Annotated in this window: 25 protein-coding genes and 1 tRNA gene; 17 read left to right on the top strand and 9 right to left on the bottom strand. The window is 66.4% G+C overall.

Annotation, left to right across the window (positions count from 1 at the left end; translation table 11 throughout):
- Positions 1 to 129: 129 nt before the first annotated feature.
- Positions 130 to 1,062, bottom strand: a complete 933-nt coding sequence (locus L5G32_RS08320) for an AEC family transporter (protein WP_237010558.1) — start codon at positions 1,060 to 1,062, stop codon at positions 130 to 132.
- Positions 1,063 to 1,258: 196 nt separating this feature from the next.
- Between L5G32_RS08320 and rpmF the strand changes: the two genes are divergently transcribed.
- A complete protein-coding gene (gene rpmF, locus L5G32_RS08325) occupies positions 1,259 to 1,432 on the top strand; it encodes a 50S ribosomal protein L32 (RefSeq protein WP_237010559.1) in 174 nt (57 codons plus the stop codon).
- A gap of 169 nt (positions 1,433 to 1,601) precedes the next feature.
- Here rpmF and L5G32_RS08330 read toward each other — a convergent pair whose 3' ends face one another.
- Entirely contained in the window at positions 1,602 to 2,375 is a 774-nt protein-coding gene (locus tag L5G32_RS08330; RefSeq protein WP_237010560.1) for an SDR family oxidoreductase, read from the bottom strand.
- Positions 2,376 to 2,478: 103 nt separating this feature from the next.
- Between L5G32_RS08330 and L5G32_RS08335 the strand changes: the two genes are divergently transcribed.
- The 7 genes from L5G32_RS08335 to L5G32_RS08365 all read left to right on the top strand — a co-directional run bounded on the left by L5G32_RS08335 (position 2,479) and on the right by L5G32_RS08365 (position 9,628).
- On the top strand, positions 2,479 to 3,447 hold the full coding sequence (locus L5G32_RS08335) for an AurF N-oxygenase family protein (RefSeq protein ID WP_265738790.1): 969 nt from the start codon (positions 2,479 to 2,481) through the stop codon (positions 3,445 to 3,447).
- Positions 3,448 to 3,453: 6 nt separating this feature from the next.
- Entirely contained in the window at positions 3,454 to 5,034 is a 1,581-nt protein-coding gene (locus L5G32_RS08340) for an FAD-dependent oxidoreductase (protein WP_237010562.1), read from the top strand.
- Between the two features lie 48 nt (positions 5,035 to 5,082).
- Complete coding sequence (locus tag L5G32_RS08345; protein WP_237010563.1) at positions 5,083 to 5,766, top strand: response regulator transcription factor; 684 nt, start codon at positions 5,083 to 5,085, stop codon at positions 5,764 to 5,766.
- Positions 5,767 to 5,812: 46 nt separating this feature from the next.
- The gene (locus L5G32_RS08350) at positions 5,813 to 7,231 is read left to right on the top strand and encodes a HAMP domain-containing sensor histidine kinase (RefSeq protein ID WP_372491663.1); all 1,419 of its coding nucleotides are present in this window, start codon (positions 5,813 to 5,815) and stop codon (positions 7,229 to 7,231) included.
- A 123-nt stretch (positions 7,232 to 7,354) separates the two neighbouring features.
- Entirely contained in the window at positions 7,355 to 8,791 is a 1,437-nt protein-coding gene (locus tag L5G32_RS08355; protein WP_237010565.1) for a S1C family serine protease, read from the top strand.
- Between the two features lie 89 nt (positions 8,792 to 8,880).
- Entirely contained in the window at positions 8,881 to 9,444 is a 564-nt protein-coding gene (locus tag L5G32_RS08360; RefSeq protein ID WP_237010566.1) for a MogA/MoaB family molybdenum cofactor biosynthesis protein, read from the top strand.
- Positions 9,434 to 9,628 (top strand): hypothetical protein, encoded by a 195-nt coding sequence (locus L5G32_RS08365; protein WP_237010567.1) that lies wholly within the window; start codon positions 9,434 to 9,436, stop codon positions 9,626 to 9,628. The genes L5G32_RS08360 and L5G32_RS08365 overlap by 11 nt, the downstream gene beginning before the upstream one ends.
- 7 nt (positions 9,629 to 9,635) lie before the next feature.
- Here the strand turns inward: L5G32_RS08365 and L5G32_RS08370 are convergent, their stop codons facing one another.
- The 3 genes from L5G32_RS08370 to L5G32_RS08380 form a co-directional block, all read right to left on the bottom strand.
- Positions 9,636 to 10,304 carry a biliverdin-producing heme oxygenase gene (locus L5G32_RS08370; protein WP_237010568.1) on the bottom strand — a complete coding sequence of 223 codons (669 nt, stop codon included), beginning with the start codon at positions 10,302 to 10,304 and terminating at the stop codon, positions 9,636 to 9,638.
- Between the two features lie 120 nt (positions 10,305 to 10,424).
- On the bottom strand, positions 10,425 to 11,219 hold the full coding sequence (gene mscL, locus L5G32_RS08375; RefSeq protein ID WP_237010569.1) for a large conductance mechanosensitive channel protein MscL: 795 nt from the start codon (positions 11,217 to 11,219) through the stop codon (positions 10,425 to 10,427).
- A gap of 94 nt (positions 11,220 to 11,313) precedes the next feature.
- Entirely contained in the window at positions 11,314 to 11,826 is a 513-nt protein-coding gene (locus tag L5G32_RS08380) for an SAF domain-containing protein (RefSeq protein WP_237010570.1), read from the bottom strand.
- A 277-nt stretch (positions 11,827 to 12,103) separates the two neighbouring features.
- Between L5G32_RS08380 and nhaA the strand changes: the two genes are divergently transcribed.
- Positions 12,104 to 13,324: a Na+/H+ antiporter NhaA gene (gene nhaA, locus L5G32_RS08385; RefSeq protein ID WP_237010634.1), complete on the top strand. Its 1,221-nt coding sequence runs from the start codon at positions 12,104 to 12,106 to the stop codon at positions 13,322 to 13,324.
- A gap of 87 nt (positions 13,325 to 13,411) precedes the next feature.
- The gene (locus L5G32_RS08390) at positions 13,412 to 13,714 is read left to right on the top strand and encodes an FmdB family zinc ribbon protein (RefSeq protein ID WP_237010571.1); all 303 of its coding nucleotides are present in this window, start codon (positions 13,412 to 13,414) and stop codon (positions 13,712 to 13,714) included.
- Between the two features lie 12 nt (positions 13,715 to 13,726).
- Here the strand turns inward: L5G32_RS08390 and L5G32_RS08395 are convergent, their stop codons facing one another.
- A complete protein-coding gene (locus L5G32_RS08395) occupies positions 13,727 to 14,329 on the bottom strand; it encodes a 5-formyltetrahydrofolate cyclo-ligase (protein WP_237010572.1) in 603 nt (200 codons plus the stop codon).
- A 71-nt stretch (positions 14,330 to 14,400) separates the two neighbouring features.
- On the opposite strand from L5G32_RS08395, the gene L5G32_RS08400 reads away from it, so the two are divergent.
- The 7 genes from L5G32_RS08400 (at position 14,401) to L5G32_RS08430 (ending at position 20,050) form a co-directional block, all read left to right on the top strand.
- On the top strand, positions 14,401 to 15,327 hold the full coding sequence (locus L5G32_RS08400; protein ID WP_237010573.1) for a UTP--glucose-1-phosphate uridylyltransferase: 927 nt from the start codon (positions 14,401 to 14,403) through the stop codon (positions 15,325 to 15,327).
- Positions 15,328 to 15,407: 80 nt separating this feature from the next.
- A complete protein-coding gene (glp, locus tag L5G32_RS08405) occupies positions 15,408 to 16,712 on the top strand; it encodes a molybdotransferase-like divisome protein Glp (RefSeq protein ID WP_237010574.1) in 1,305 nt (434 codons plus the stop codon).
- Positions 16,713 to 16,716: 4 nt separating this feature from the next.
- The gene (locus L5G32_RS08410) at positions 16,717 to 17,373 is read left to right on the top strand and encodes a GNAT family N-acetyltransferase (RefSeq protein WP_237010575.1); all 657 of its coding nucleotides are present in this window, start codon (positions 16,717 to 16,719) and stop codon (positions 17,371 to 17,373) included.
- A gap of 120 nt (positions 17,374 to 17,493) precedes the next feature.
- Complete coding sequence (gene sepX / locus L5G32_RS08415) at positions 17,494 to 18,759, top strand: divisome protein SepX/GlpR (RefSeq protein ID WP_237010576.1); 1,266 nt, start codon at positions 17,494 to 17,496, stop codon at positions 18,757 to 18,759.
- 17 nt (positions 18,760 to 18,776) lie between these two features.
- Positions 18,777 to 18,959, top strand: a complete 183-nt coding sequence (locus tag L5G32_RS08420; RefSeq protein WP_237010577.1) for a hypothetical protein — start codon at positions 18,777 to 18,779, stop codon at positions 18,957 to 18,959.
- 17 nt (positions 18,960 to 18,976) lie between these two features.
- Positions 18,977 to 19,690, top strand: a complete 714-nt coding sequence (locus L5G32_RS08425; RefSeq protein ID WP_237010578.1) for a hypothetical protein — start codon at positions 18,977 to 18,979, stop codon at positions 19,688 to 19,690.
- 156 nt (positions 19,691 to 19,846) lie between these two features.
- Positions 19,847 to 20,050 carry a cold-shock protein gene (locus L5G32_RS08430; protein WP_237010579.1) on the top strand — a complete coding sequence of 68 codons (204 nt, stop codon included), beginning with the start codon at positions 19,847 to 19,849 and terminating at the stop codon, positions 20,048 to 20,050.
- A 69-nt stretch (positions 20,051 to 20,119) separates the two neighbouring features.
- On the opposite strand, the gene L5G32_RS08435 is transcribed toward L5G32_RS08430, so the two are convergent.
- From L5G32_RS08435 to L5G32_RS19210, 3 genes are all read right to left on the bottom strand, one after another.
- Entirely contained in the window at positions 20,120 to 20,641 is a 522-nt protein-coding gene (locus L5G32_RS08435; RefSeq protein ID WP_237010580.1) for a hypothetical protein, read from the bottom strand.
- A 132-nt stretch (positions 20,642 to 20,773) separates the two neighbouring features.
- Positions 20,774 to 20,846 (bottom strand) — tRNA-Ala (locus L5G32_RS08440).
- A gap of 103 nt (positions 20,847 to 20,949) precedes the next feature.
- Complete coding sequence (locus L5G32_RS19210) at positions 20,950 to 21,081, bottom strand: hypothetical protein (RefSeq protein ID WP_265738792.1); 132 nt, start codon at positions 21,079 to 21,081, stop codon at positions 20,950 to 20,952.
- Positions 21,082 to 21,237: the final 156 nt, after the last annotated feature.

Below are 21,237 nucleotides of genomic sequence, written 5' to 3' on the forward strand. Positions count from 1 at the left end.
CGAGCGGAGTCGAGACCCGGTCTCGGTGCGCAGCCTCAACTCTCTCGCCGCACACCCATTGCGTCTTAGCAGCCTGTGCCCATGGTGCTAAGACGCATTGATGCTGCGGCCAGGTAGCTGAGGCTGCTATTACGTCAGCAGCCAGGCGGTTACGGCGATCACCGGGATCGACAGCAGCGTCGTCACGAGTGCGGAGTCGCGGGCGAGGATCTCGCCGTGCCGATAGCGGGTCGCGTACACGAGGACGTTCTGTGCGGTCGGAAGCGCGGCGATCACCACTTGGCCGAACAATTTGTGGCCGGTCAGGCCGAACATCCAGCGGGCCGTCGCATATGCGATGAGCGGCATCGCGAACATCTTGAGGATCGAGGCCAAGACGATGTCGCGGCGGGGGCTCTCGCCTTTCTTGAACACGGTCACGCCGGTCAGTGTGAGCCCGAATGCGAGCAGGGCGAGCGGCGCCGACGCCCGACCGAGCATGTCGGCCGACTCGAGGATCGATTGGGGAGGTGTCCATCCCGACACCGACACGATCAGTCCGACCGCGCCGCCGATCAGGATCGGGTTGCGCAACGGCACAGCGACCGTCCGCCACACCGATGTCCGCGTCGACCCGTCGAGTGCGGTCAGATCGAGGGTCGCCAACGCGACAGGTGAGTAGAACACGATCTGGAAGAGCAGCAGAGGAGCGATGAACGACTCGTCGTCGAGGACGAAGATCGCGATCGGCAGGCCGAGGTTGACGGTGTTCACGTACGACGACGACAGCGCGCCGACCACCAGTTCGGGGATCTCGCGTCGCAGCCACAGACGTGCGACGACGAGATACACGAGCCCGACGGACAGCGCACTGATCGACGCGATGGCGAGCGTCGAGGAGAAGACCGCCGACAGGTCACTCGTCGCCAGCGAATGGACCAGGAGTGCGGGTGTGCACACGAAGAAGACAAGCCGGGAGAGCGTGGTGGAGGCGTGGTCGCCCAAAGCGCCGGTGCGCCCGAGCAGGTACCCGAGACCGACGATTATGAAGATCACGGTGAACCCGGAGACGACGCCTGACACCCCGCAATACTAGGTTCCGTCACTGCATGTCGAAGGTCTCACCTCTCGCGTTTTGCCATGCGAGGCTTCGGCCGGTTAATCTGTTCAGGTTGTGTGCCGCGGTCGGATTGCCGTGGATACAGGCGATCAGCGGGCGAGGCGGGTCGGGACAGACCCGGACCCATACCCGCGCCGAACGTGAGGAAGGGCGAGAACCATGGCAGTACCGAAGCGCCGGATGTCGCGGGCGAACACCCGCAGTCGTCGGTCGCAGTGGAAGGCAGACAATGCTCCGCTGCAGGAAGAGAAGTTCAACGGCGTCACGCAGCGCGTGCCGCGTCGTCTCGTCAAGGCCGTCAAGCTCGGCCTCGTCGATCTCGACCGTCGCTGAGACTACTCGCGACGAACCGATGTGAACGGCTGCGGCCGACGAGTTACGACTCGTCGGCCGCAGCCGTTTCGCGTTACGAAGACGGCAGTTCGCCGCTAACCCTCTCGTTGGTGTCACCCAGTGACACCAACGAGAGGGTTAGCGGTCTTAAGGTCGTTCGACCCAGCGCTTACTGCGCGAGGAACTTGTTGACGCCGCGGTTGAGGACGTTCGGGATGAACTTGGCGGCGTTGCCGAGGACCGTGGTCTGGACGCCGACGGAGTAGCTCGTGCGTCGCATCAGCTTGTCGACGGCCGTCGGGTGGACCGATTCCCACACCTTCGCGGCGACGTCGTCGGCGGTGAGCCGGACGCCGAGGGTCTGGGTGCTCTTGGCGTCGGTGTCGGCGGCGAGTGCCGTCTTGGCCCAGAGCGGCCAGATGGAGACGGCGCGGATGTCGTCGTCCTGCCATTCGAGTTCGAGAGCCTCGGTGAGGCCCGCGACGTAGAACTTGGTCGCGCTGTACGTCGCGATGCCGGGCTGGCCGTAGATCGCGGACGCGGACGCGATGTTCACCAGGTGCGATCCGGGTGTGGCCTTGAGGTAGGGGTGCGCGGCGCGGGCGCCGAGGGTGACGCCGAGCGCGTCGATGTCGATCTGCGCCTTGATCGCCTCGGGGGAGATGTCGGCGACCTTCCCGGACAGGAGGATGCCTGCATTGTTGTCGAGGACGTCGAGTTGTCCGCCGGTGTGCGATGTGAAGTCGGCGAGAGCGATGTCCCACTGCTCTGGGTCGCGGACGTCGAGCACGCCGGTGATGAGCTCGGGGTCGGCGGCCTTCGCGGCGGCGAGGGCTTCGACACTCACGTCGTAGATGCCGACCGTCCAGCCGTGTGCACGGAACAGTTTCGCCGTGGCCAGGCCGATTCCTGCGGCTCCACCGCTGATGAAGATCGACGACATGATGCTCCCTCGTTCGAGTGATTCAGGTGATTGACCTGCGATGTCTACCCGCAGATTCTAGTTACTCCTCAGTAATATTACTAGACCCCTTGACTCGCTTCACATGGGTGTTATCGTGACAATAGAAATTGTCACATCAGTCAATGGAGGCTTTTCTGTGACTGCTATCGAGACACCGGCGACGAGTACCCCCGACCGCGGAGCCGACGAGGTGTCCGAACGCCTGCTCGCATCCGCCGCGCGACTGTCCCGCAACGCGATGACCGAGATCGACTGGTCGCAGCCGATGGACCCCGATCAGTACGGCTGCAGCCCGGAATGGTCGACGCTGTACGGCACCGACTTCTGGGACGAACTGACCGACGCGCAACGGGTCGCGCTCACTCGCCACGAGTTCGCCTCGATCATGACCGTCGGCATCTGGTTCGAGATGATCTTGCAAGAGTTGGTCTTCCGCGATCAGTACCTGGGTGCGTACCACCGGCCGGAGTTCCAGTTCGCGCTCACCGAGGTCGCGGACGAATGCAGGCACTCGATCATGTTCGCGAAGGCGTCGGAGAAGATGGTCGGCACCTCGTACCGGCCGGGCCCCGCGATCGGACGGCTGGGCCGAGTGTTCGCGTACACGGCGCGCGGGGCGGTCGCGTACGCAGGCATCCTCGTGGCCGAAGAGGTCCTCGACGTGTTCCAGCGCGGCTGCATGCGTGACGACCGGGTCCTCCCGTTCATTCGCACGATCAACGAGATCCACGTCCTCGAAGAATCCAGGCACATGAAGTATGCGCGCGAACAGGTGCGCGCGTCGGTGGCAGACATGTCGCCGAGGAAGCGCGCATTCTGTGCGCTGTACACCTCACTCGGCGCCAGGGAGATCGTGGCGAACCTGGTCCAGCCGCAGGCGTACGCCGACGCCGGACTCGACGCCGAGCGCGCGCTGGCCGAACGTCGCACCAACAAGCACTTCCACGCGATGGTCCGGAGCAACTGCACCCACCTGATGGAGTTCCTCGACGAGGTCGGCCTACTGACGCCCGCCGCGCGTCAGAACTATCGTCGCGTCCACATGATCTGAATTCGCATGGTCCACGTCATCACGCAGTCCTGTTGCAGCGACGCCTCGTGCGTCGCGGTCTGCCCGGTCAACTGCATCCACCCGACCCCGGACGAACCCGGTTACGGCACGTCCGACATCCTGCACGTCGACCCGGTCGCCTGTATCGACTGCGGCGCCTGCGCGGATGCCTGCCCGGTGGACGCGATCTATCCAGCGGACCGACTCGGCGAGCGTGATCGAGTGTTCATCGAGGTGAACGCGTCCTATTACCGCGATAACCCCGACATCTCATCGGGTTGGTCGAACGTCGTGTATCCGGAGATCCCGCGACTGGATGCGGGTCTGCGGGTGGCCGTCGTCGGCACCGGGCCGTCCGGCGGCTACGCACTGCAGACCCTGATCGGACGCACCGACGCGACGGTCACGATGATCGACCGTCTTCCGACGCCAGGCGGACTCGTGCGCGCGGGCGTCGCCCCCGACCACCCGGGTACCAGACGTGTGCTCAAGACGTTCGACCTTCTGTACCGGCATCCGCGCACGACGATGATCGGCGGCCTGGGCGTCGGTGACGGCCCGGCGGAGGTGGCTCCAGCCGAACTGGCAGACCATTTCGACGCCGTCTTCTACGCGGTGGGCGCGCCCGCGTCCAAACCACTGGGCGTGCCGGGCGAGGACCTGCCCGGATCGACGTCGGCCACCGATCTCGTCGGTTGGTACAACGCTGCGCCGGAAGCGTTCGGCGACATCCGCGTCGACGGATGCTCGCGGGCGGTGATCGTCGGGACGGGCAACGTCGCACTCGACGTCGCCCGGATCCTCGTGTCGTCGCCCGAGGAGCTGGCAGCCACCGACATCGCAGATCGGGCGCTGCATCTGCTGCGAAGTCAGAATGTCCACGAAGTGGTGCTCCTCGGACGGCGCGGACCCGAGCACGCGGCCTACACACCCGCTGAGTATCGCGCGCTGGAAGCGATGACAGACGTCGACGTGATCGCATGTGACGACCCCGCGCTGGTGCGGGACCTCGCGCTCGATCGACCGGCGGACCCGGAGCGACGCCGCATCGTCTTCCTGTTCACCACCGCGGTCAGCGAGATCGTCCCCGACGAGTCCGATCAGGTGGGCGGTGTGGACGTCGTCACGAGTGGACACAGTCACCGGATCGCCGCAGGCCTCGTGGTTCGGTCGGTCGGGTACCGCGGTGTCGAGATCGCCGGACTTCCGTTCGACGCCGAGGTCGGGACGATCCCGACCGCCGACGGCCGGATCCTCGGGGCCGACGGCACCCCCGTCCCCGGGCAGTACGCGCTCGGCTGGGCGGCGCGAGGAGCGCGCGGCGGCATCGGAGCCAACAGACAGCACGCGATCGGCGCAGTCGAGGCGTTCATCGCCGACGCTGCCGCGGGCAGACTCGTGCGGACGGCACGGACAGCAGCCGATTTCGCGGCGTTGGCCGCCAGCCGGACGACGCCGATCGACTATGCGGGCGTCGCTGCGATCGACCGTGCGGAACGGGCCCGTGGCCAGGCGGTAGGCCGGCCGCGAATCAAGTTCACCGAGATCTCGGAGATGGTGGCCGAGGCGGTTCGCGCTCGACGATGACGGCGCGTTCTCAGCCGCATCTGAACTTCAGTCAGTAAAACTGTAGGCATGCGCATTCTTGTGGTCGACGACGACCGGGCCGTTCGCGAGTCCCTTCGTCGGTCCCTGACATTCAACGGATACACGGTCGACACGGCGGGTGACGGTCTCGAAGCCCTCGAGAAGGTGATCGCCGACCGGCCCGACCTGCTCGTGCTCGATGTGATGATGCCGAGGCTGGACGGGCTCGAGGTGTGCCGCAGGCTGCGCTCGGCGGGCGACGACCTCCCGATCCTCGTCCTGACGGCCCGCGACTCGGTGTCCGAGCGCGTCAGCGGACTCGATGCTGGTGCGGACGACTACCTGCCGAAGCCGTTCGCCCTCGAGGAACTGTTGGCGCGTCTGCGGTCGCTGCTGCGACGCACCGCACGTGAGGAAGAAGAGGGGTCTGAGGCCGTCTCGTTCTCCGACCTCACCCTCGACCCGGTGACCCGTGAAGTCACCCGCGGCGAGCGCCAGATCAGCCTGACGCGGACCGAGTTCGCGCTGATGGAGATGCTCATGGCGAATCCGAAGCGTGTCCTGACCCGTAGCCGGATCCTCGAAGAGGTGTGGGGGTACGACTTCCCGACGTCGGGCAACGCGCTCGAGGTGTACATCGGTTACCTGCGCCGCAAGACCGAGGCGGACGACGAACCCCGTCTGATCCACACCGTGCGTGGCGTCGGCTACGTGCTGCGCGAGAACGCCTGAGGCGTACATGCAAGTTCTGCGCCGTGAGCCCGGCGGCAGGCGTCCGATGCGCGCACCGATCGCGCTGACCCGGTCAGTGTCGCTCCGCACTCGCGTCGCGCTTCTGGCCGCCGCCGTCGTGCTGCTGTCCGCGATGTTGATGGCCGGAGCGTCGTTCTTCGTCGTCCAGCGGTCGCTGTACGACGACGTCGACTCGCAACTGGTGGCGCGTGCCGACGGCATGACCGCGCTGTCGAAACTCGGTCGCCTGTCCAGCGGTCCAGAAGCGCTCCTCGCGGGAACCGTGTTCTCGACGTCGATCTCCATCGGACTCGTCGAACCGGACGGCCACGTGTACATGGTCGGCGACGTCCCGTACGGCGACACCGAGCGAGACATCATGGAGTCGGTGAACCCGCAGGGCAAACTGAACCAGAGTCTGCGGACGACGAACAACCATCGGATCCTCGCCCGCAAGCTGTCCGACGGCAGCACTCTGCTGATGGCGCAGTCGATGGAGGGCACCGACGCGATCCTCAAGCGTCTGGCTTCGGTGCTGTTCATCGCGGGCGGTGTCGGCGTCGCGTTCGCGCTCCTCGCGGGTACCGCCGTCGCGCGCGGCGGACTGCGGCCGGTCGGTCGCCTCACCGGCGCGGTGGAGCGTGTCGCGCGCACCCAAGACCTCACCCCGATCCCGGTGACGGGCCAGGACGAGCTCGCGCGTCTCACCGCGAGCTTCAACACGATGCTGCGAGCCCTCGCCGAATCGCGCGATCAACAGGCTCGGCTCGTCGCCGACGCAGGCCACGAACTGAAGACGCCGCTGACCTCGCTGCGGACCAACCTCGAACTGCTTATCGCATCGTCTGAGCCCGGAGCGCCGCAGATCCCGGCAGCCGACATGGTGGAGTTGAGGTCGGACGTGGTCGCCCAGATTGAAGAGCTCTCGACGCTCGTCGGCGACCTCGTCGACCTGGCGCGTGAGGACGCCCTCGACACCGTCCACGAGGAGGTCTCGCTCGAGTCTGTGCTCCAGGACGCGCTCGAACGGGTCCGACGACGCCGTGCGGACATCGACTTCGACGTGCAGACCAGTCCGTGGTTCGTGTTCGGCGAAGAGCACGGCATCTCGCGGGCCGTGTTGAACGTCCTCGACAACGCTGCCAAGTGGAGTCCGCCGGGACGCGTCGTCCGCGTGCGGCTCGCCCAGACGGGCCCGGCGACGGCGGAGTTGACGGTGGCGGACGCGGGCCCGGGCATCCCGGTGGAGGACCGCGCTCTGGTCTTCGAACGTTTCTACCGAGCAGACGCCACCCGGTCGATGCCCGGCTCGGGGCTGGGCTTGGCGATCGTCCGGCAGGTGCTGACCCGCCTCGGCGGGTCGGTGTGGGCCGAAGGATCCGACGAGGGCGGCGCTCTGATCCGGATGCAGATCCCCGGGGCGCCGACCCACTCCGAAGCCGACCCGGTGGTCGTCCGGCGCTGAGTCCGGTGCACCCGCCGTCCAGCACGCCCCGCTCTGCAGAATTCCCCGCCCTGCAGCATTCAGGGAGCGTATTCCCAGCACGCTTTGACCAACTTCACAGGTACGTGCAATACGCTCGTTTTCATGAATGACGGCGCATACCGCGACACCCCGCAGGGCAACGACGATTTCGGAGGGCAGCGCCCTGCCTCGCCGAATCCGTACGGCAACCCGTACGCACCGCACGGCTGGCCAGCCGATGCACAGGTTCCGCAGCAGTTCGACCAATACGGTCAGCCGGTGCCCGGCCCCGGCACCGGCGGCTTCGCTGCCATCCCGCCGACCAATCAGGCCAATCAACCCAATCAGCCCAATCAACCCAGTCAGGCCAATCAACCCAGTCAGGCACCGACCAGCCCGTACGGCGCACCGTTCGGCCAGCCTCCCGTCGACGGGCAGAGCGGCCAGTTCGGTCCGACCGGTCCGCTGGGGCCCGCTCCCTCGGACGAAGGCAAACGTGGCGGCAACGGCAAGAAACTCCTCCTGGGCGCTGTCGTCGTCGCGGTGCTCGCCGGCGGTGTCGGCGGCGGCGTCGGAGTCCTCGTCGCCGACCGCGACAACGGGTCGTCGACCAGTGCATCGGTCGCGGCCGGCCCCACCGAGACCGCGCAGCCTGCAGCGGCTCCCGGATCGGTGCAGGACGTCGCCAACCGGGTCCTGCCGTCCGTCGTGTCGATCACTGTCGCCTCGGGCCGCCAGGTCGGCTCCGGGTCGGGCGTCATCCTCGCGAGCGACGGCGTGATCCTCACCAACAACCACGTCGTTCAGGACGCCGAACGGGTCCTGGTCAGTTTCAACGACGGCAGTCGTGCAGCCGCGAAGGTCCTCGGCACCGACCCGGTGTCCGACATCGCCGTCATCAAGGCGGACAAGACGGGGCTGAAACCGATCACCATCGGGGCGTCGAACAACCTGAGTGTCGGCCAGAACGTGATCGCGATCGGCTCCCCGCTCGGACTGGAGGGCACGGTCACCACCGGAATCATCTCCGCCCTCAACCGACCGGTGTCGACGTCGGGTGCCGACGGTTCGACGGAGTCGGTGATCGACGCCATTCAAACCGACGCCGCGATCAACCCGGGCAACTCCGGTGGCGCCCTGATCAATTCGAGCGGTGCGCTGATCGGTATCAACACCGCGATCGCGACGACCGGAGCCGAAGGCGAGTCGGGCAGCATCGGACTCGGATTCTCGATTCCCATCGACCAGGCGATGCGCGTGGCGAAGGAGCTTCGGGAGACCGGCAAGGCGACTCAGGCCAACCTGGGCGTCTCGGTGCGACCGAACTCCGATCTGGAGAAGCCGGGAGCCCTCGTCGCGAGCGTCGTCCGCAACGGACCGGCCGCCAAGGCCGGAATCCCGGACGGTGCGCTCATCACCGGAGTCAACGATCGCAAGATCGCGGCAGCCGATGCGTTGGTCGCCGCTATCCGCTCGCACGCCCCCGGCGATACGGTGAAGGTGACCTACACGGTGAGCAACCAGAGCAAGACCGCCGACGTCACACTCGGCACGATGTGATGCGGTCCGCGATGAGTCGAATCGTGTGACGACAGCCTGGCGGTGCCAGCCTACGATGACTACAGACAACGACTGCAGAGAGGCCGACGATGACTAACGCCCCCGTGGACCCGGACGAACGGGCCGCCGACGCCGCAGCTCGCCTGAACTCGCCGGACGTTCCGACGACCCCCGTGGACGAGATCGTCCGATCGCTGGTGGTGGTCGTCGACGATCGTGCGGCCCTCGGCGAGGCTCCGAGCTCGCTCGGTCCGCTCGTCGGTGAACTCCTCGAAGAGGCCGGATTCCACGTCGACGCCACGGTGTCGGTGCCCGGCGACGAGATCGAGATCCGCAACGCGTTGAACACCGCTGTGATCGGCGGAGTGGACCTCGTGGTGTCGGTCGGCGGCGTCGGTGTCGCCGCGCGTGATGTGGCTCCGGAGGCCACCGAACCGCTGCTGGACCGTCGTCTACAGGGCATCGAGGAGGCCATCCGCAGTTCCGGCCTGTCGGCAGGAGCCACCGACGGAGGCATTTCCCGCGGTGTCGCCGGGATCTCCGGTCAGACGGTCGTCGTGAACATCGCCGATTCGCGGGCCGCCGTTCGCGACGGCATGGCGACGCTGATCCCGTTGGCACACCACGTGATCGGTCACCTCAGTGACATCTGACCCCGGGACATCTGACCCCGGGACATCTGATTCCGCCCGGACATCGGACTGGGCGCGCAAGCGCAGGCTCGACGCGGTGTTCGGTGACGATCTGCCCGAGCAGATCGTCGAACCGGGGGAGAACACCGGCAGTGGGCGCGGACGCGACTGGTACGACCAGAACCGTCCGCCCCACTACGAGTAGGAGCCGTTCAGCGACCCGGATGCAGTTCGCTGAGTTCGGCGAACAGTGCCTGATTGCAGGTGAACGCGAACCGGACCTCGTCGACGAGACGGTCTCGGTCTGCCTCGCTCATCGCTTCACCGATGGCGTCGAGTCGGTCGCGGTATCGATCCTTGTACGGCTTCACCTTGCCGACCTCGTCGAACGCGTAGAAGGCGATCCCGCCGCCGTCGAGGTCGAAGGTCCGATCGAGGATGCGGCCGATCGCCTGTCCGCCGGACAGATCACCGAGGTACCGGGTGTAGTGGTGCGCGACGAATGCTCCGCTCCATGACGCGGTCCCGGTGATCCGGTCGGCGTAGGCGGTCGCAGCGGGCGAGGAGAACGTGGGGAGGCCGGCGGGCGCCCAATGAGCGAGGTCGGCGTCGATGGCGGCCAACCGGTCCAGTGCAGGGTCGATGACCGGCGCCGCGATCGGATCGTCGGTGAGTGTGGCCGCGGTCGATTCGAGCGCGGCGTACACGACTCGCAGCCGCTGCAGATATGCGATGTAGCCGTCTGCGTCCATCCGGCCGCCGAGCAGTGCCGCCATGAACGACGACCCCTCGGCCTGGTCGTGCTCGACTGCCGACCCCTTCTTCATCGCGGCGGACAACGTGTCCTGCGGCGCGGTGTGAGCCAGTGAGGCGGTCGTCATCGGTGAGACTCCTGAAGTGCGGCGAACGTAGTGAGGTAAACCTTACACGGCCCAGGATAGGGAGAAGGCCCCGTTCCGGCACGTGAACGGGGCCTTCCATCCTCAGCGTGAGGAGACGAGTCAGCGCGAGTGTCGCGGTCCCTCGGCTCCGAATCCCGGATCCTGCGGGTACTGGCCGCCGGCGGGCGGGTACTGGCCCGGTGCGGGCGGCGGGTACTGACCGGGCGCGTACTGGCCTGGGGGCAGGTTGCCGGGGGGCGGGTACTCGCCCGGTGCCGGGTTCGGCGTCGGGAAGCCGCCGCTCGGCGGGCCCGCCGGGTACTGCTGACCTTGTGCAGGAGCCTGCTGCTGGGCCTGCGGGGGGACGCCCATCTGCTGCGTTGCGCCACCCGACGGGTAGTTCTCTGCCGGAGCCTGCGGGCCGGTGTGCGGCGGGTCGAAGCGGGACTCGGCGGACCGCACTGCCTCAGCGTCGGCGAGTGCCTTCTTCTCTGCGTCGGCGGCCTTGCGCTCCTTGGCGCCGGGATCGAGCAGATCGCGGATCTCGACGAGCAGCGAGATTTCGCTGTCGTCTTCTGCTTCCTCTTCGAGCGTCCGAAGCTCGGTCAGCTTGTTGTACGGGACGATGATCAGGAAGTAGACTACCGCGGCGACGATCACGAAGTTGATCAGTGCAGTGATGACGGCGCCGAAGTCCAGGAAGGTGGCCGGGTCCGCCTGACCTGAATCGGTCTTGGTGATCGAGAAACCGAACCCTGCGAAATCGGTGTTGACGGGGATAGCCGCGATCAGCGGGGCGACGATCTTATCGGTGAATGCGGTGACGACTGCGGTGAACGCTGCGCCGATGATGACCGCAGTGGCCAATTCGACGACGTTCCCCCGCATGAGGAAGTCCTTGAATCCTTTGAGCACGCGGCTCTCCTTCGTTTCGGTGCCGTGACGAGCCTGAGTCTAATGGACCGGTGAAAGGATTTCTCGGCAACAATCGGCGAGTTTCCTAAACTTTTCAATGCAAGACGAATGTGATCGGATCACGTAATCCGGCTGCCGCGACCCGATGTGCGTCGCTCTCTTCCATAGCGACGAGGACAGTTCCGGATTCCGTCGGCGGTGCTCGATCGGCGTCCGGAGTCACCGCGACAACGGCATTGCGGGCCAATACCTGCGCGTCCTGTGTCAGGAGATCGACGAGGTCGCCCGTGCGGACGAAAGCGGCGAGAGCGTCGTCGGCAGGGCGTACCGGGACCAGCCGGGCATCGGACTGTCCGGTGAGGACTGCAGGCAGTCGGGAATCGAGAAGTCGGTGGCGGCCAATGATTTCTCCGTCCTGAACGAGGCCGGTGACATGGCGTCCGACGATGTCGTTCACGGTGATCTGATCAGGTGGCGCGAGGTTGTCTGGCACCGCGGTGGCGCGGACGTCGCCGGCGACGAGGACGTCGCCCGGACGTAGATCGCGGACGGCGACGAGAGCCGTCGCCGACGGCGGACCGTGTTGTTGAGCCACGGTCGATATCACTGCGGAAACGATCAATGCGATAGCGAGTATCCGGCGTATCAACACAGATCGAAACCAGCCAGGAGTGTAGATTCGTCGAATCCGATCGAGAATCGTCGGATTCAAGTCCCGCGTTGCGTCACGTTTCATGACCGGAATTTACGGCGGCGAATGGCGTCATTATTACCCTGTATCGGAGAATGTGTATAACGATGGCCCGAGGCGGGGGTTCTCCACAGATATGCCGTCTGGAACACTGGTCGGTGTGGACGAATCGGACTCGCAGACACAGTCGCTGATGCATCGCGTGCGTGCGTGGATTCACGCGGACACCACCGGGGGCGTGCTGCTGATGATCGCCGCGGTCTTAGCGCTCGGCTGGGCGAATTCGCCGTGGCGAGACGCCTACCACGACCTGTTGTCCGTCGTCGTGGGGCCTGCGTCCCTCGGTCTGGACCTGTCCCTGGCGCACTGGGCCGCCGATGGACTCCTCGCTGTCTTCTTCTTCGTCGTCGGCGTCGAGCTCAAGCAGGAGTTCGTGGCGGGCGACCTCCGCAATCCACGGAGCGCGGGCGTGCCGATTGCGGCCGCCGTCGGCGGAATGGCGGTGCCCGCCCTCGTCTACGTGGCGATCGTCGGCAGTCTCGAGCCGGAGGCGCTGCGGGGGTGGGCGACGCCGACCGCTACCGACATCGCGTTCGCGCTCGGCGTCCTCGCAGTGTTCGGACGAGGACTCCCAGTCGCGCTCCGCGTCTTCCTCATGACGTTGGCCGTCGTCGACGATCTCCTCGGCATCATCGTCATCGCGACGGTCTACACCGACAGCATCGACGGCGTGATGCTCGGAGCGGGCCTTGCCTGTGTCGTCGTGTTCGGCGTCGCCGTCCGGGCGCGTCGCCGGCTGTGGTGGATTCTCCTGCCGCTCGCGGTCCTCGCATGGGGCTTCGTCCACGCGTCCGGCGTCCACGCGACGGTGGCGGGCGTGCTGCTCGGATTCACAGTTCCGGCGATCGCACGGGCGGGGGAGAACGAACCGCGGACCGAACGGTTCGCCGAGCGGATCACGCCGTATTCGACTGTGCTGTGTCTTCCACTGTTCGCGTTCGCGTCCGCTGGAGTCACCGTCGTCGGCACGGGGCACATCGTGCAGCCGGTCAGCGTCGGCGTCTTCTTCGCTCTGGTGGTGGGAAAAGTCGTCGGCGTGATGGTCACGGTGTGGATCGTGACGCGGTTGACCCCTTTGCGTCTGCCCGACGCGATCGGGATCCGGGATCTGCTCCCTATCGGTCTCCTGACCGGGATCGGCTTCACAGTTGCGTTGTTGATCGCCGAACTCTCGTTTGCGCCCGGCGCCGGGCTGTCGCCCGATCACGAGCCCGCGGCGAAGATCGGCATCTTGGCCGGCTCCCTTGCCGCGGCGGTGCTCGGCGCGCTGATGCTCCGCAGGAACGCACGCCGAGTCCGATCGTCGGATGAGAACAGAGACGGCGTCCCTGACCAGGACACTAGGGTGATCTGACGCTCGGAAGGACCGCCTGTTGGCACTCGGAATGACTGAGTGCCAATCGACGTTTACAATGGAGCATCTGACTACCGGAGGTTTGCAGTGCCCACCTACAGCTATGCGTGCACCGTGTGCGACAACAAGTTCGACATCGTGCAGTCGTTCACGGACGATTCCCTGACCGTGTGCCCCGAGTGCGGCGGCAAGCTCCGCAAGCTCTTCAACTCGGTCGGCGTGGTGTTCAAGGGCAGCGGCTTCTACCGCACGGACTCACGATCGAACGGTTCTGTGCCGGCCAAGTCGTCGTCGGAGTCGTCCTCCTCGAGTTCTGACTCCTCCTCGTCGGGTTCCTCGAGCAGCAGCTCGTCGTCGGACTCGAGTTCGTCGAGCGCGGCCAGCGCCTGAGCGGGGTCGCGCTCAGCGGCCGACAGCCGTGAACCCGTCGCCCGGTGTGAGCACCCAATCGACGGGTACGTCGTCGTCGCCTTGCGGGACGCCCGAGTCCACGAACTCGGCGTCGTGCACCACGGCGGCGACGGGGACGTCGATCGGCGCGAGAGTCCGGTCGTAATAGCCTGCGCCGCGGCCGAGACGCGCGCCGCTGCGATCTGCGGCCAGAGCAGGCACCAGCACCAGCTTCGCCTGATGGACGACGTCCGGGTCCAGTCGTTGTCCGATCGGTTCCAAGAGCCCCCACCTGCGCGGCTCCAGCTGGATCTCACCGCGGTACTCACTCCACTGCAGGCGCGCCGGATCGCCTTCCGGGACGATCGGCAGCAGCACCGTCAGTCCGCGGTCGACGAGGACGTCGAGCATCGCGATACTGCCGGGCTCGGAACCGGCGGCGGCGTACGCCGCGACCACGTCGCCGTCGCCGACGTCCACCGGAAGCCGGTACAGCCATTCGGCGAGTTCGGCATTGACCTGTGCCAGCACGAACGGTGACATCGATGCCCGTGCGGCGAGGACGTCTCGACGGAGATCGTGCTTCGACCGGGAGGACGGCGTCTCGGAGGCCATGGAGGTTCCTTTCAGGCGGTGCGAAGCGAGTGCTGACGATCCTGCCAGAATCCGACCGTAGACTGACGGACATGTCTGAGCACTCGACCAGATCCGAGGCAGGAGCCTTCCCTTGCATCCCGCGTACCGCGGTGGTGCCGGCGGCAGGTCTGGGAACCCGTTTCCTGCCCGCGACCAAGACGGTCCCCAAAGAGCTTCTACCGGTCGTCGACACTCCCGGGATCGAGCTGGTGGCCGAAGAGGCGAAGTCGGCGGGCGCCGAGCGGCTGCTCATCGTCACCTCGCCCGGTAAGGACGGTGTCGTCGCGCACTTCGTCGAAGACCTCGTCCTCGAGCACACTCTCGCGTCGCGCGGAAAAGAGGCGATGCTGGCGAAGGTCCGCAACGCGCCGTCGCTCCTCCAAGTCGCCTCGGTCGTTCAGGACAAGCCGCTCGGCCTGGGACATGCGATCGGGTGCGTCGAAGGCGAGCTCGCCGACGACGAGGACGCGGTCGCGGTCCTCCTTCCCGACGATCTCGTCCTGCCCGGTGGAACGCTCGACGCCATGGCCGCCGCTCGCGCGCGATTCGGGGGAAGCGTCCTCTGCGCGATCGAGGTCCCCGATGACACGATCAGCGCGTACGGCGTGTTCGACGTTGTCGACGTCGACCCGGCTCAGCCCGACGTGAAACGGGTACGCGGCATGGTCGAGAAGCCGCCCGCGCATCTCGCGCCGTCGAATCTCGCTGCGGCAGGCCGCTACATCCTGGACCGCAAGATCTTCGACGCGCTGCGTGAGATCGAACCGGGGGCAGGTGGGGAACTGCAGATCACTGACGCGATCGCACTGCTCATCGAGAAGGGGGAGCCGGTGCACGTCGTCGTGCACTCCGGCACACGACACGATCTCGGAAATCCGGGCGGGTACCTGAAAGCGGCCGTCGACTTCGCGCTCGACCGAGACGACTACGGTCCGGAACTGCGGCGCTGGCTGGTCGAGCGACTAGGCGTCTCCTGACCGATTCCCGCGCGCCTGCCCGACGTGAGCGGGACGGACCATTATCCTTCAGGAACTTGAGCCCACGAGTAGGAGAGACGATGCGATCGGTCGAGGATCATCTGAGCCTCGTGACTGCGTCAGTGGTGGCCCCCCGACCGATCCAGGTCGCGATCTCCGAGGCGCAGGGCCTGCTGTGCGCGGAAGAAGTCGTCACGACTGACCCTTTGCCCGGATTCGACCAGGCGGCGGTCGACGGATACGCCGTGCGCGCCGTCGACGTCACGCTCGCCGGAGGGCAGGCTCCGGACGACACGTCGGCGCTCGCCGACCAGCCAGTGGACGTCTCCGTCCTCGCTGACACCGACCGACTCGTCGTGCATCTGCCCGTCGTCGGCGAGGTGACCCCGGGGTCACGGACGCCGACGCGTCTGCAGCCCGGACAGGCCGTCCGCGTCGAGACGGGGGCTCCGCTCCCCACGCTCGCCGACGCAGTGGTCCCGCACCGGTGGACAGACGGCGGCGGAGACCGCGTGATGATCGGGCACGACGTGGAGAGCGGCGACTACGTTCGCCGTACCGGCGACGACGTCCAGCCGGGCGACGTCGCGGTCCGCACGGGCACCGTGATCGGCTCCGCGCAGGTCGGATTGCTCGCGGCCGTCGGACGTGCACGAGTGCTCGTCCATCCGCGTCCGCGCGTCGCAGTGATCGCGGTCGGCAGTGAGCTCGTCGACATCGACCGAGATCCGGGCCCCGGCCAGGTCTTCGACGTCAACACCTACGCGCTGGCCGCTGCCGCGCGCGACGCCGGAGCTGAGGTCCATCGGGTCGGAATCGCCGAACGCGACGCCGATCGACTCCGAGAAGTAGTCGAAGCACAACTGATCCGGTCGGAGATCGTGGTGATCTGCGGAGCCGTCGGCGGCGTCGCATCCCGCATGATCACCGAGGCGGTCGCCGACCTCGGCGAACTCGAGGTGGGACGGGTCGGTATGCACCCGGGTTCGGTGCAGGGCTTCGGTCGGCTCGGCCGCGACGAGATTCCGACGTTCCTGCTGCCTGCGAACCCGGTCAGTGCGCTCGTCACGTTCGAAGTGATGGTGCGTCCGCTCATCCGGATCGCGCTCGGCAAACGTCAGCCGATGCGCCGCACGGTGACGGCACGCTCGATCGGTCCGATCGCGTCCGTCGAAGGCAGGCGCGGCTACCTGCGCGGCCAGTTGATGCGCGATGAGCGGTCCGGCGACTACCTCGTGCAGGTGATCGGCGAGTCCGAGTCCGGAGCATCGCATCTCCTGGCCGAACTCGCCGAAGCGAACTGCCTGATCGTGGTGCCCGAGGACGTCGAGGACGTGCAGACCGGCGACCGCGTCGAAGTCGCATTCCTCGCCGAGCGCGGCTGAGTCTGTGTTCGGATGGCTCGTCGACTCGTCGACGTCTCCGGGATGGCCTGCGACGCTGGGGCCCGTCCGCGTGCCTGCCGGGGCAGTGACGTTGCGGCCGGTGCGAATGCGTGACGGAGCCACGTGGAGTCGGCTGCGGATCCGCAATCAGAACGAACTGCTGCCGTGGGAGCCGACGGGGGTCGGGCAATGGGACCGTCGACATCATCGGTCGATGTGGCGGCCGTTGCACTCGGTCCTCAGACGCGAGGCCAAGCACGGTGTGATGTTGCCGTTCGTGATCGAACTCGACGGGGAGTACGTCGGGCAGTTGACGATCGGCAACATTCAGCGCGGCGCGGTGTGCAGCGCGTGGATCGGTTACTGGGTGGACAAAGACCACACCGGTCAGGGCGTCGCCGCAGCATCGGCGGCACTCGCTGTCGACCACTGCTTCGGCCCGGTGGGACTGCACCGATTGGAGGCGACGGTCCAGCCGGCGAACGGAGCGTCGCAGGCGGTGCTTCGTCGTGTCGGGTTCCGGGACGAGGGTCTACTCAAACGCTATATGGACGTCAACTCGCGGTGGCGGGATCACCTGCTGTTCGGTCTCACGGTGGAAGAGGTCGACGGCAGCGTGGTCGACGCATTGGTGCGTGCGGGACGCGCGACGGCGCCCTGACTTCGCGGCGACCTGTGAGTTCGATGTCTGTGCGGCGCGCCTGACCGAACCAAAGCCTGTGCCTCCCTAGGGTGTTGGTTGGAGACTCGTCACTCGACTCGGAGAAGGGAGGCACCCGACATGCCTAATTCAGTGCTCTGGGTGTTCCTCATCGTGGTCTGGCTGTTCGTTCTGGTGCCGATGGTGCTGCGCGGGCGACCGGCCGCGCGCACATCGTCCAAGGCTGCCGCGCAGACCCGCGTCGTCCATCGCGGCGGCAGTCGCAGTGCGGCGTCCCGTCGTGCCGCTAGCGTCGCGCGGGCCGAGCGGGCGGCCGCAGCGGCGAAACGAGCGGCCGAGCGCCGGGCGACCGAAGCTGCCGAGGCTGAGTCCTCAGACGAGTCGGTCGACGAAGACGAGACAGTCGATGCTGACGAAGTCACCGCGGATGCGCCTACGGTCCAGGTGACGAAGATCGAGGCCGCGAAGGTCGAGGCCGAGCCGATCGACGACGAGGCTGTCGAGATCGAGGCGGAGATCGTCGAGGACGATGAGCCGAGTGAGTCGTCCACAGTCCTGCGTGCCGACGTCGAGAGCGCGGTCGAGGTCACCGACGTCTTGGACATCGTGGACGTCGAAGTCGTCGATCTCGACGAGGCGCAGGCGTCCCGAGTGGATCCGCTCGGGACGGATGACTCGGATGCAGACGGTGACCTCCAGGACGACGCAGACGGTGACCTCCAGGACGACGCAGACGAGGACCTCTACGACGAATACGAGGATGACGACCTCGAGGACGAGTACGAGGCCGACAGCGAGTTCGAGATCCTCGACGAGGCCGAAGACGACGAAGACGACGATGACGACACTGTCACCGATGAGACAGACGTTGACGAGGCCGATGAGGAGCCGTCGGCGCCGCAGCCGAAGCCGCGTGAGCTGCGCGGCCGCGGCGGGTTGGCGCCCGGGCACGTCCAGGAGCGTGAGGAAGCGGCGTACCGCGAGCGTCGCCGGGTCTTGGCAGGTCTGACGTTGCTGACGCTCGTCGCCGTCGTGTCCGCTTTCTTCGTCCAGCCGCTCGGGTACGTCCTGGCGGCCGCGATGGTGGTCGTCTTCGCCGCGTACCTGGTGTTCCTGCGGCGGGCGGTGCGCGCCGAGCACGCGCGGCACGCGCAGCGGATGGCGCGCCAGCGCCGACGTCAGGCTGAGCAGGCACGGATCGAACGTGAGCAGGCCGAGCCGCTGTACGTGGCTCCGCCTGCGCGTCTGCGTCGACCGGGCGGCGCGATCGTCTTGGAGATCGACGACGAGGACCCGGCGTTTGACCATCTGCCGACGTACGACTTCGGCGCGGCGCGCGGATACGACACGGAGTTCGACGATACCGAGCACCGCACAGCCGTCTGATCTGGAACTGTGTAGCCATGAGCGAATCAGACGAGTGGTACTACAAGATCTCGACCGGCGAAGTGACGCGCGGCAAGGGTGCGAGCGTCTTCGACCGGATGGGTCCTTACCCGGACGAGGCGACGGCGCGGAACGCGCTGGAGATCGCGGCAGCACGTAACGCTACGGCGGACGAGCGAGACCGCGCAGAGGACGACTGACCCCGTATTCTGACGGCATGGCTCTCGCTGACACTCAATTGATCGACGTCTTGAATGGAACGGTCGACGCGGTCGACGGCGTCCTGCACCTTCTCGCCGACCCGTTGAGCCTCAAACAACGCGACGACGAGGACTGCGGCGCGGCCAGCGCCGCGGCGTGGGCGCTCGATTCGGCACGCTGGCCGGGAACTGAATCGTGGGGCGAACTGAGCGTCGACGATCGCGTCGACTGGTGGGTCAGCCGGATCGGCTCGGTCGCGACCGCAGGGGTGGCGTTCCCCGGAGTGTTCGGCGTCTGGTCGCGGGCGTTGCCGTTGAGCAATTGGCTCGCCTACGCCGACCACGCGCTCATCCTGCGGGCCGTCACCCGCGAGTACGGGGTCACCTCCAAGGCGGTCGGCGTCACCATGCTCGCTGAGATCCTCTTCGGCCGTGACGTGTCCGAACTCGTCGCCGGTGTCGACGACGAGGCGCCGTCGGACGGCGCCGCCGACGCGGACGAGGGCGGCGTCGTCGAGCGGACGTGGCGGATCGGCACCACCCTGTACGAGTTGTCGAAGTCGTTGGACTCGCGACCGGAGATGCCGCGCGTCATTAGCTGGGGAACGTGGATCCCGTTCCTCGGCGGCCCGCTCACGTACATCGGCGAACGCATCGCGCTGCACCGCGCGGTCGGCCAAGCCAAGAAGTGGGTCGAGGCCCGCCCCGGCACGGTGACCGGGAATAGGTGACCGAAAAGCCGTCTCACCAGGTTCGACGCACCGCGTTTGATGGTGCAGGACAAAATATTCGGCCATCGACTCGCATTGCTGCGAGATTCATGGGATAGTAGTGATGCGGAGGACAGATTTTGTCCCCGCGATCTCTGAAGAAAGCAGTAACACAGCATGGCACAAGGAACCGTCAAGTGGTTCAACGGCGAAAAGGGCTTCGGCTTTATCGCTCCCGACTCCGGTAGTGCGGACGTTTTCGTCCACTACTCCTCGATCTCGGGTAGCGGATTCCGCAACCTGGAGGAGAACCAGCGCGTCGAGTTCGAAACCGAGCAGGGCCCCAAGGGCCCGCAGGCGATGAACGTCACCGCGGTCTGACACAGACTTAGGATCCGCCCCGCACTCGAAAGAGTGCGGGGCGGTTCTTTTTTGTCTCTCATTCGTCGTTCAGGGGCCGGCGACCCATGTGTCGCCGTCGCACATGATCGCTTTGCCGGACGGGTTCTGGGCCACACGGTCGACCGACGAGCCACACGGATCTCCGATCGAGTGCACAGTGCCGTCGTTCTCGGCATGGCCGACCCAGACGTATCCGCCGTCGGCGCCCAGGTAGTTGCAGACGAGGTCCTGACCGTCCGCGGACGTCGCGAACGTGCGCGCCTCAGACGCCAGGCACGGGCCGCCTGAAATCGGATTCGAGGCGGTGGGTTCGGGCACGACTTCCTCAGTCGTCACGGCCGGGGCACTAGGGACGGTCGGGTCGCTGGGGACGATCGCCGCCGACTGTGTCGTGGTCTGCGGCGGCGGGGTGTCGGTGGCCGTCACCAGGCTCGTCGTCGGGTCAGTCGTCTCATCGTTGAAGCTGTGTCGATCGTTGAAGATGAGCGCCACCACGACCGCGACAGCGACGAGAAGGATCACGGCGATCACCGCGAGTATCCAGGTCACTCTCGCGGCTGACGACTTCATGGCGAATGCTCTTCTCTCCGAATGCCTGGGTGGATCGTAGAACATCGACAGCACGGATGTCGCCGAAGGCTAGGCGGAGAATGAGAAAAGTCCAGGTCAGCGGAGATATCCGCTGACCTGGACTGTGTTCTGTGGAGCTAGGGAGAATCGAACTCCCGACCTACTCGATGCGAACGAGTCGCGCTACCAACTGCGCCATAGCCCCGGGTGTCACCGAGGTGAACCGTTGTCCACTATAACAGCGACGTAGAGTGGCTGTGGTGCCCGGGTCGCGTCCCATGCGACCCGGGCGCCCACCGCGACTCGGACTATCCGCCGAAGCTGAAGGCGATCGACAGCAGGTCGCCGCCGAAGACGGTGAAGTCGTTGAAGAACTGGGTGAGTGCGGGGAACATGATTGACCTCTCGTTGGGATGAATCGCATCGCTTGATGCGCTCAAATCGTTACACAAGGGTCGGCTAACTTCAGTCGTCGTCCGCGTACTTCACAAAGCTCACGACGAGGTGTGGGCGGTCACTTCCGGCCAGGGCCTGCTATTGGTCGGCCACGGTGACCTCACGCTATGCGCGACGGCGAATCAGTTGCGAGATTGCTG

The organism is Gordonia zhenghanii (genome assembly GCF_021738965.1).
Lineage (GTDB): Bacteria > Actinomycetota > Actinomycetes > Mycobacteriales > Mycobacteriaceae > Gordonia > Gordonia zhenghanii.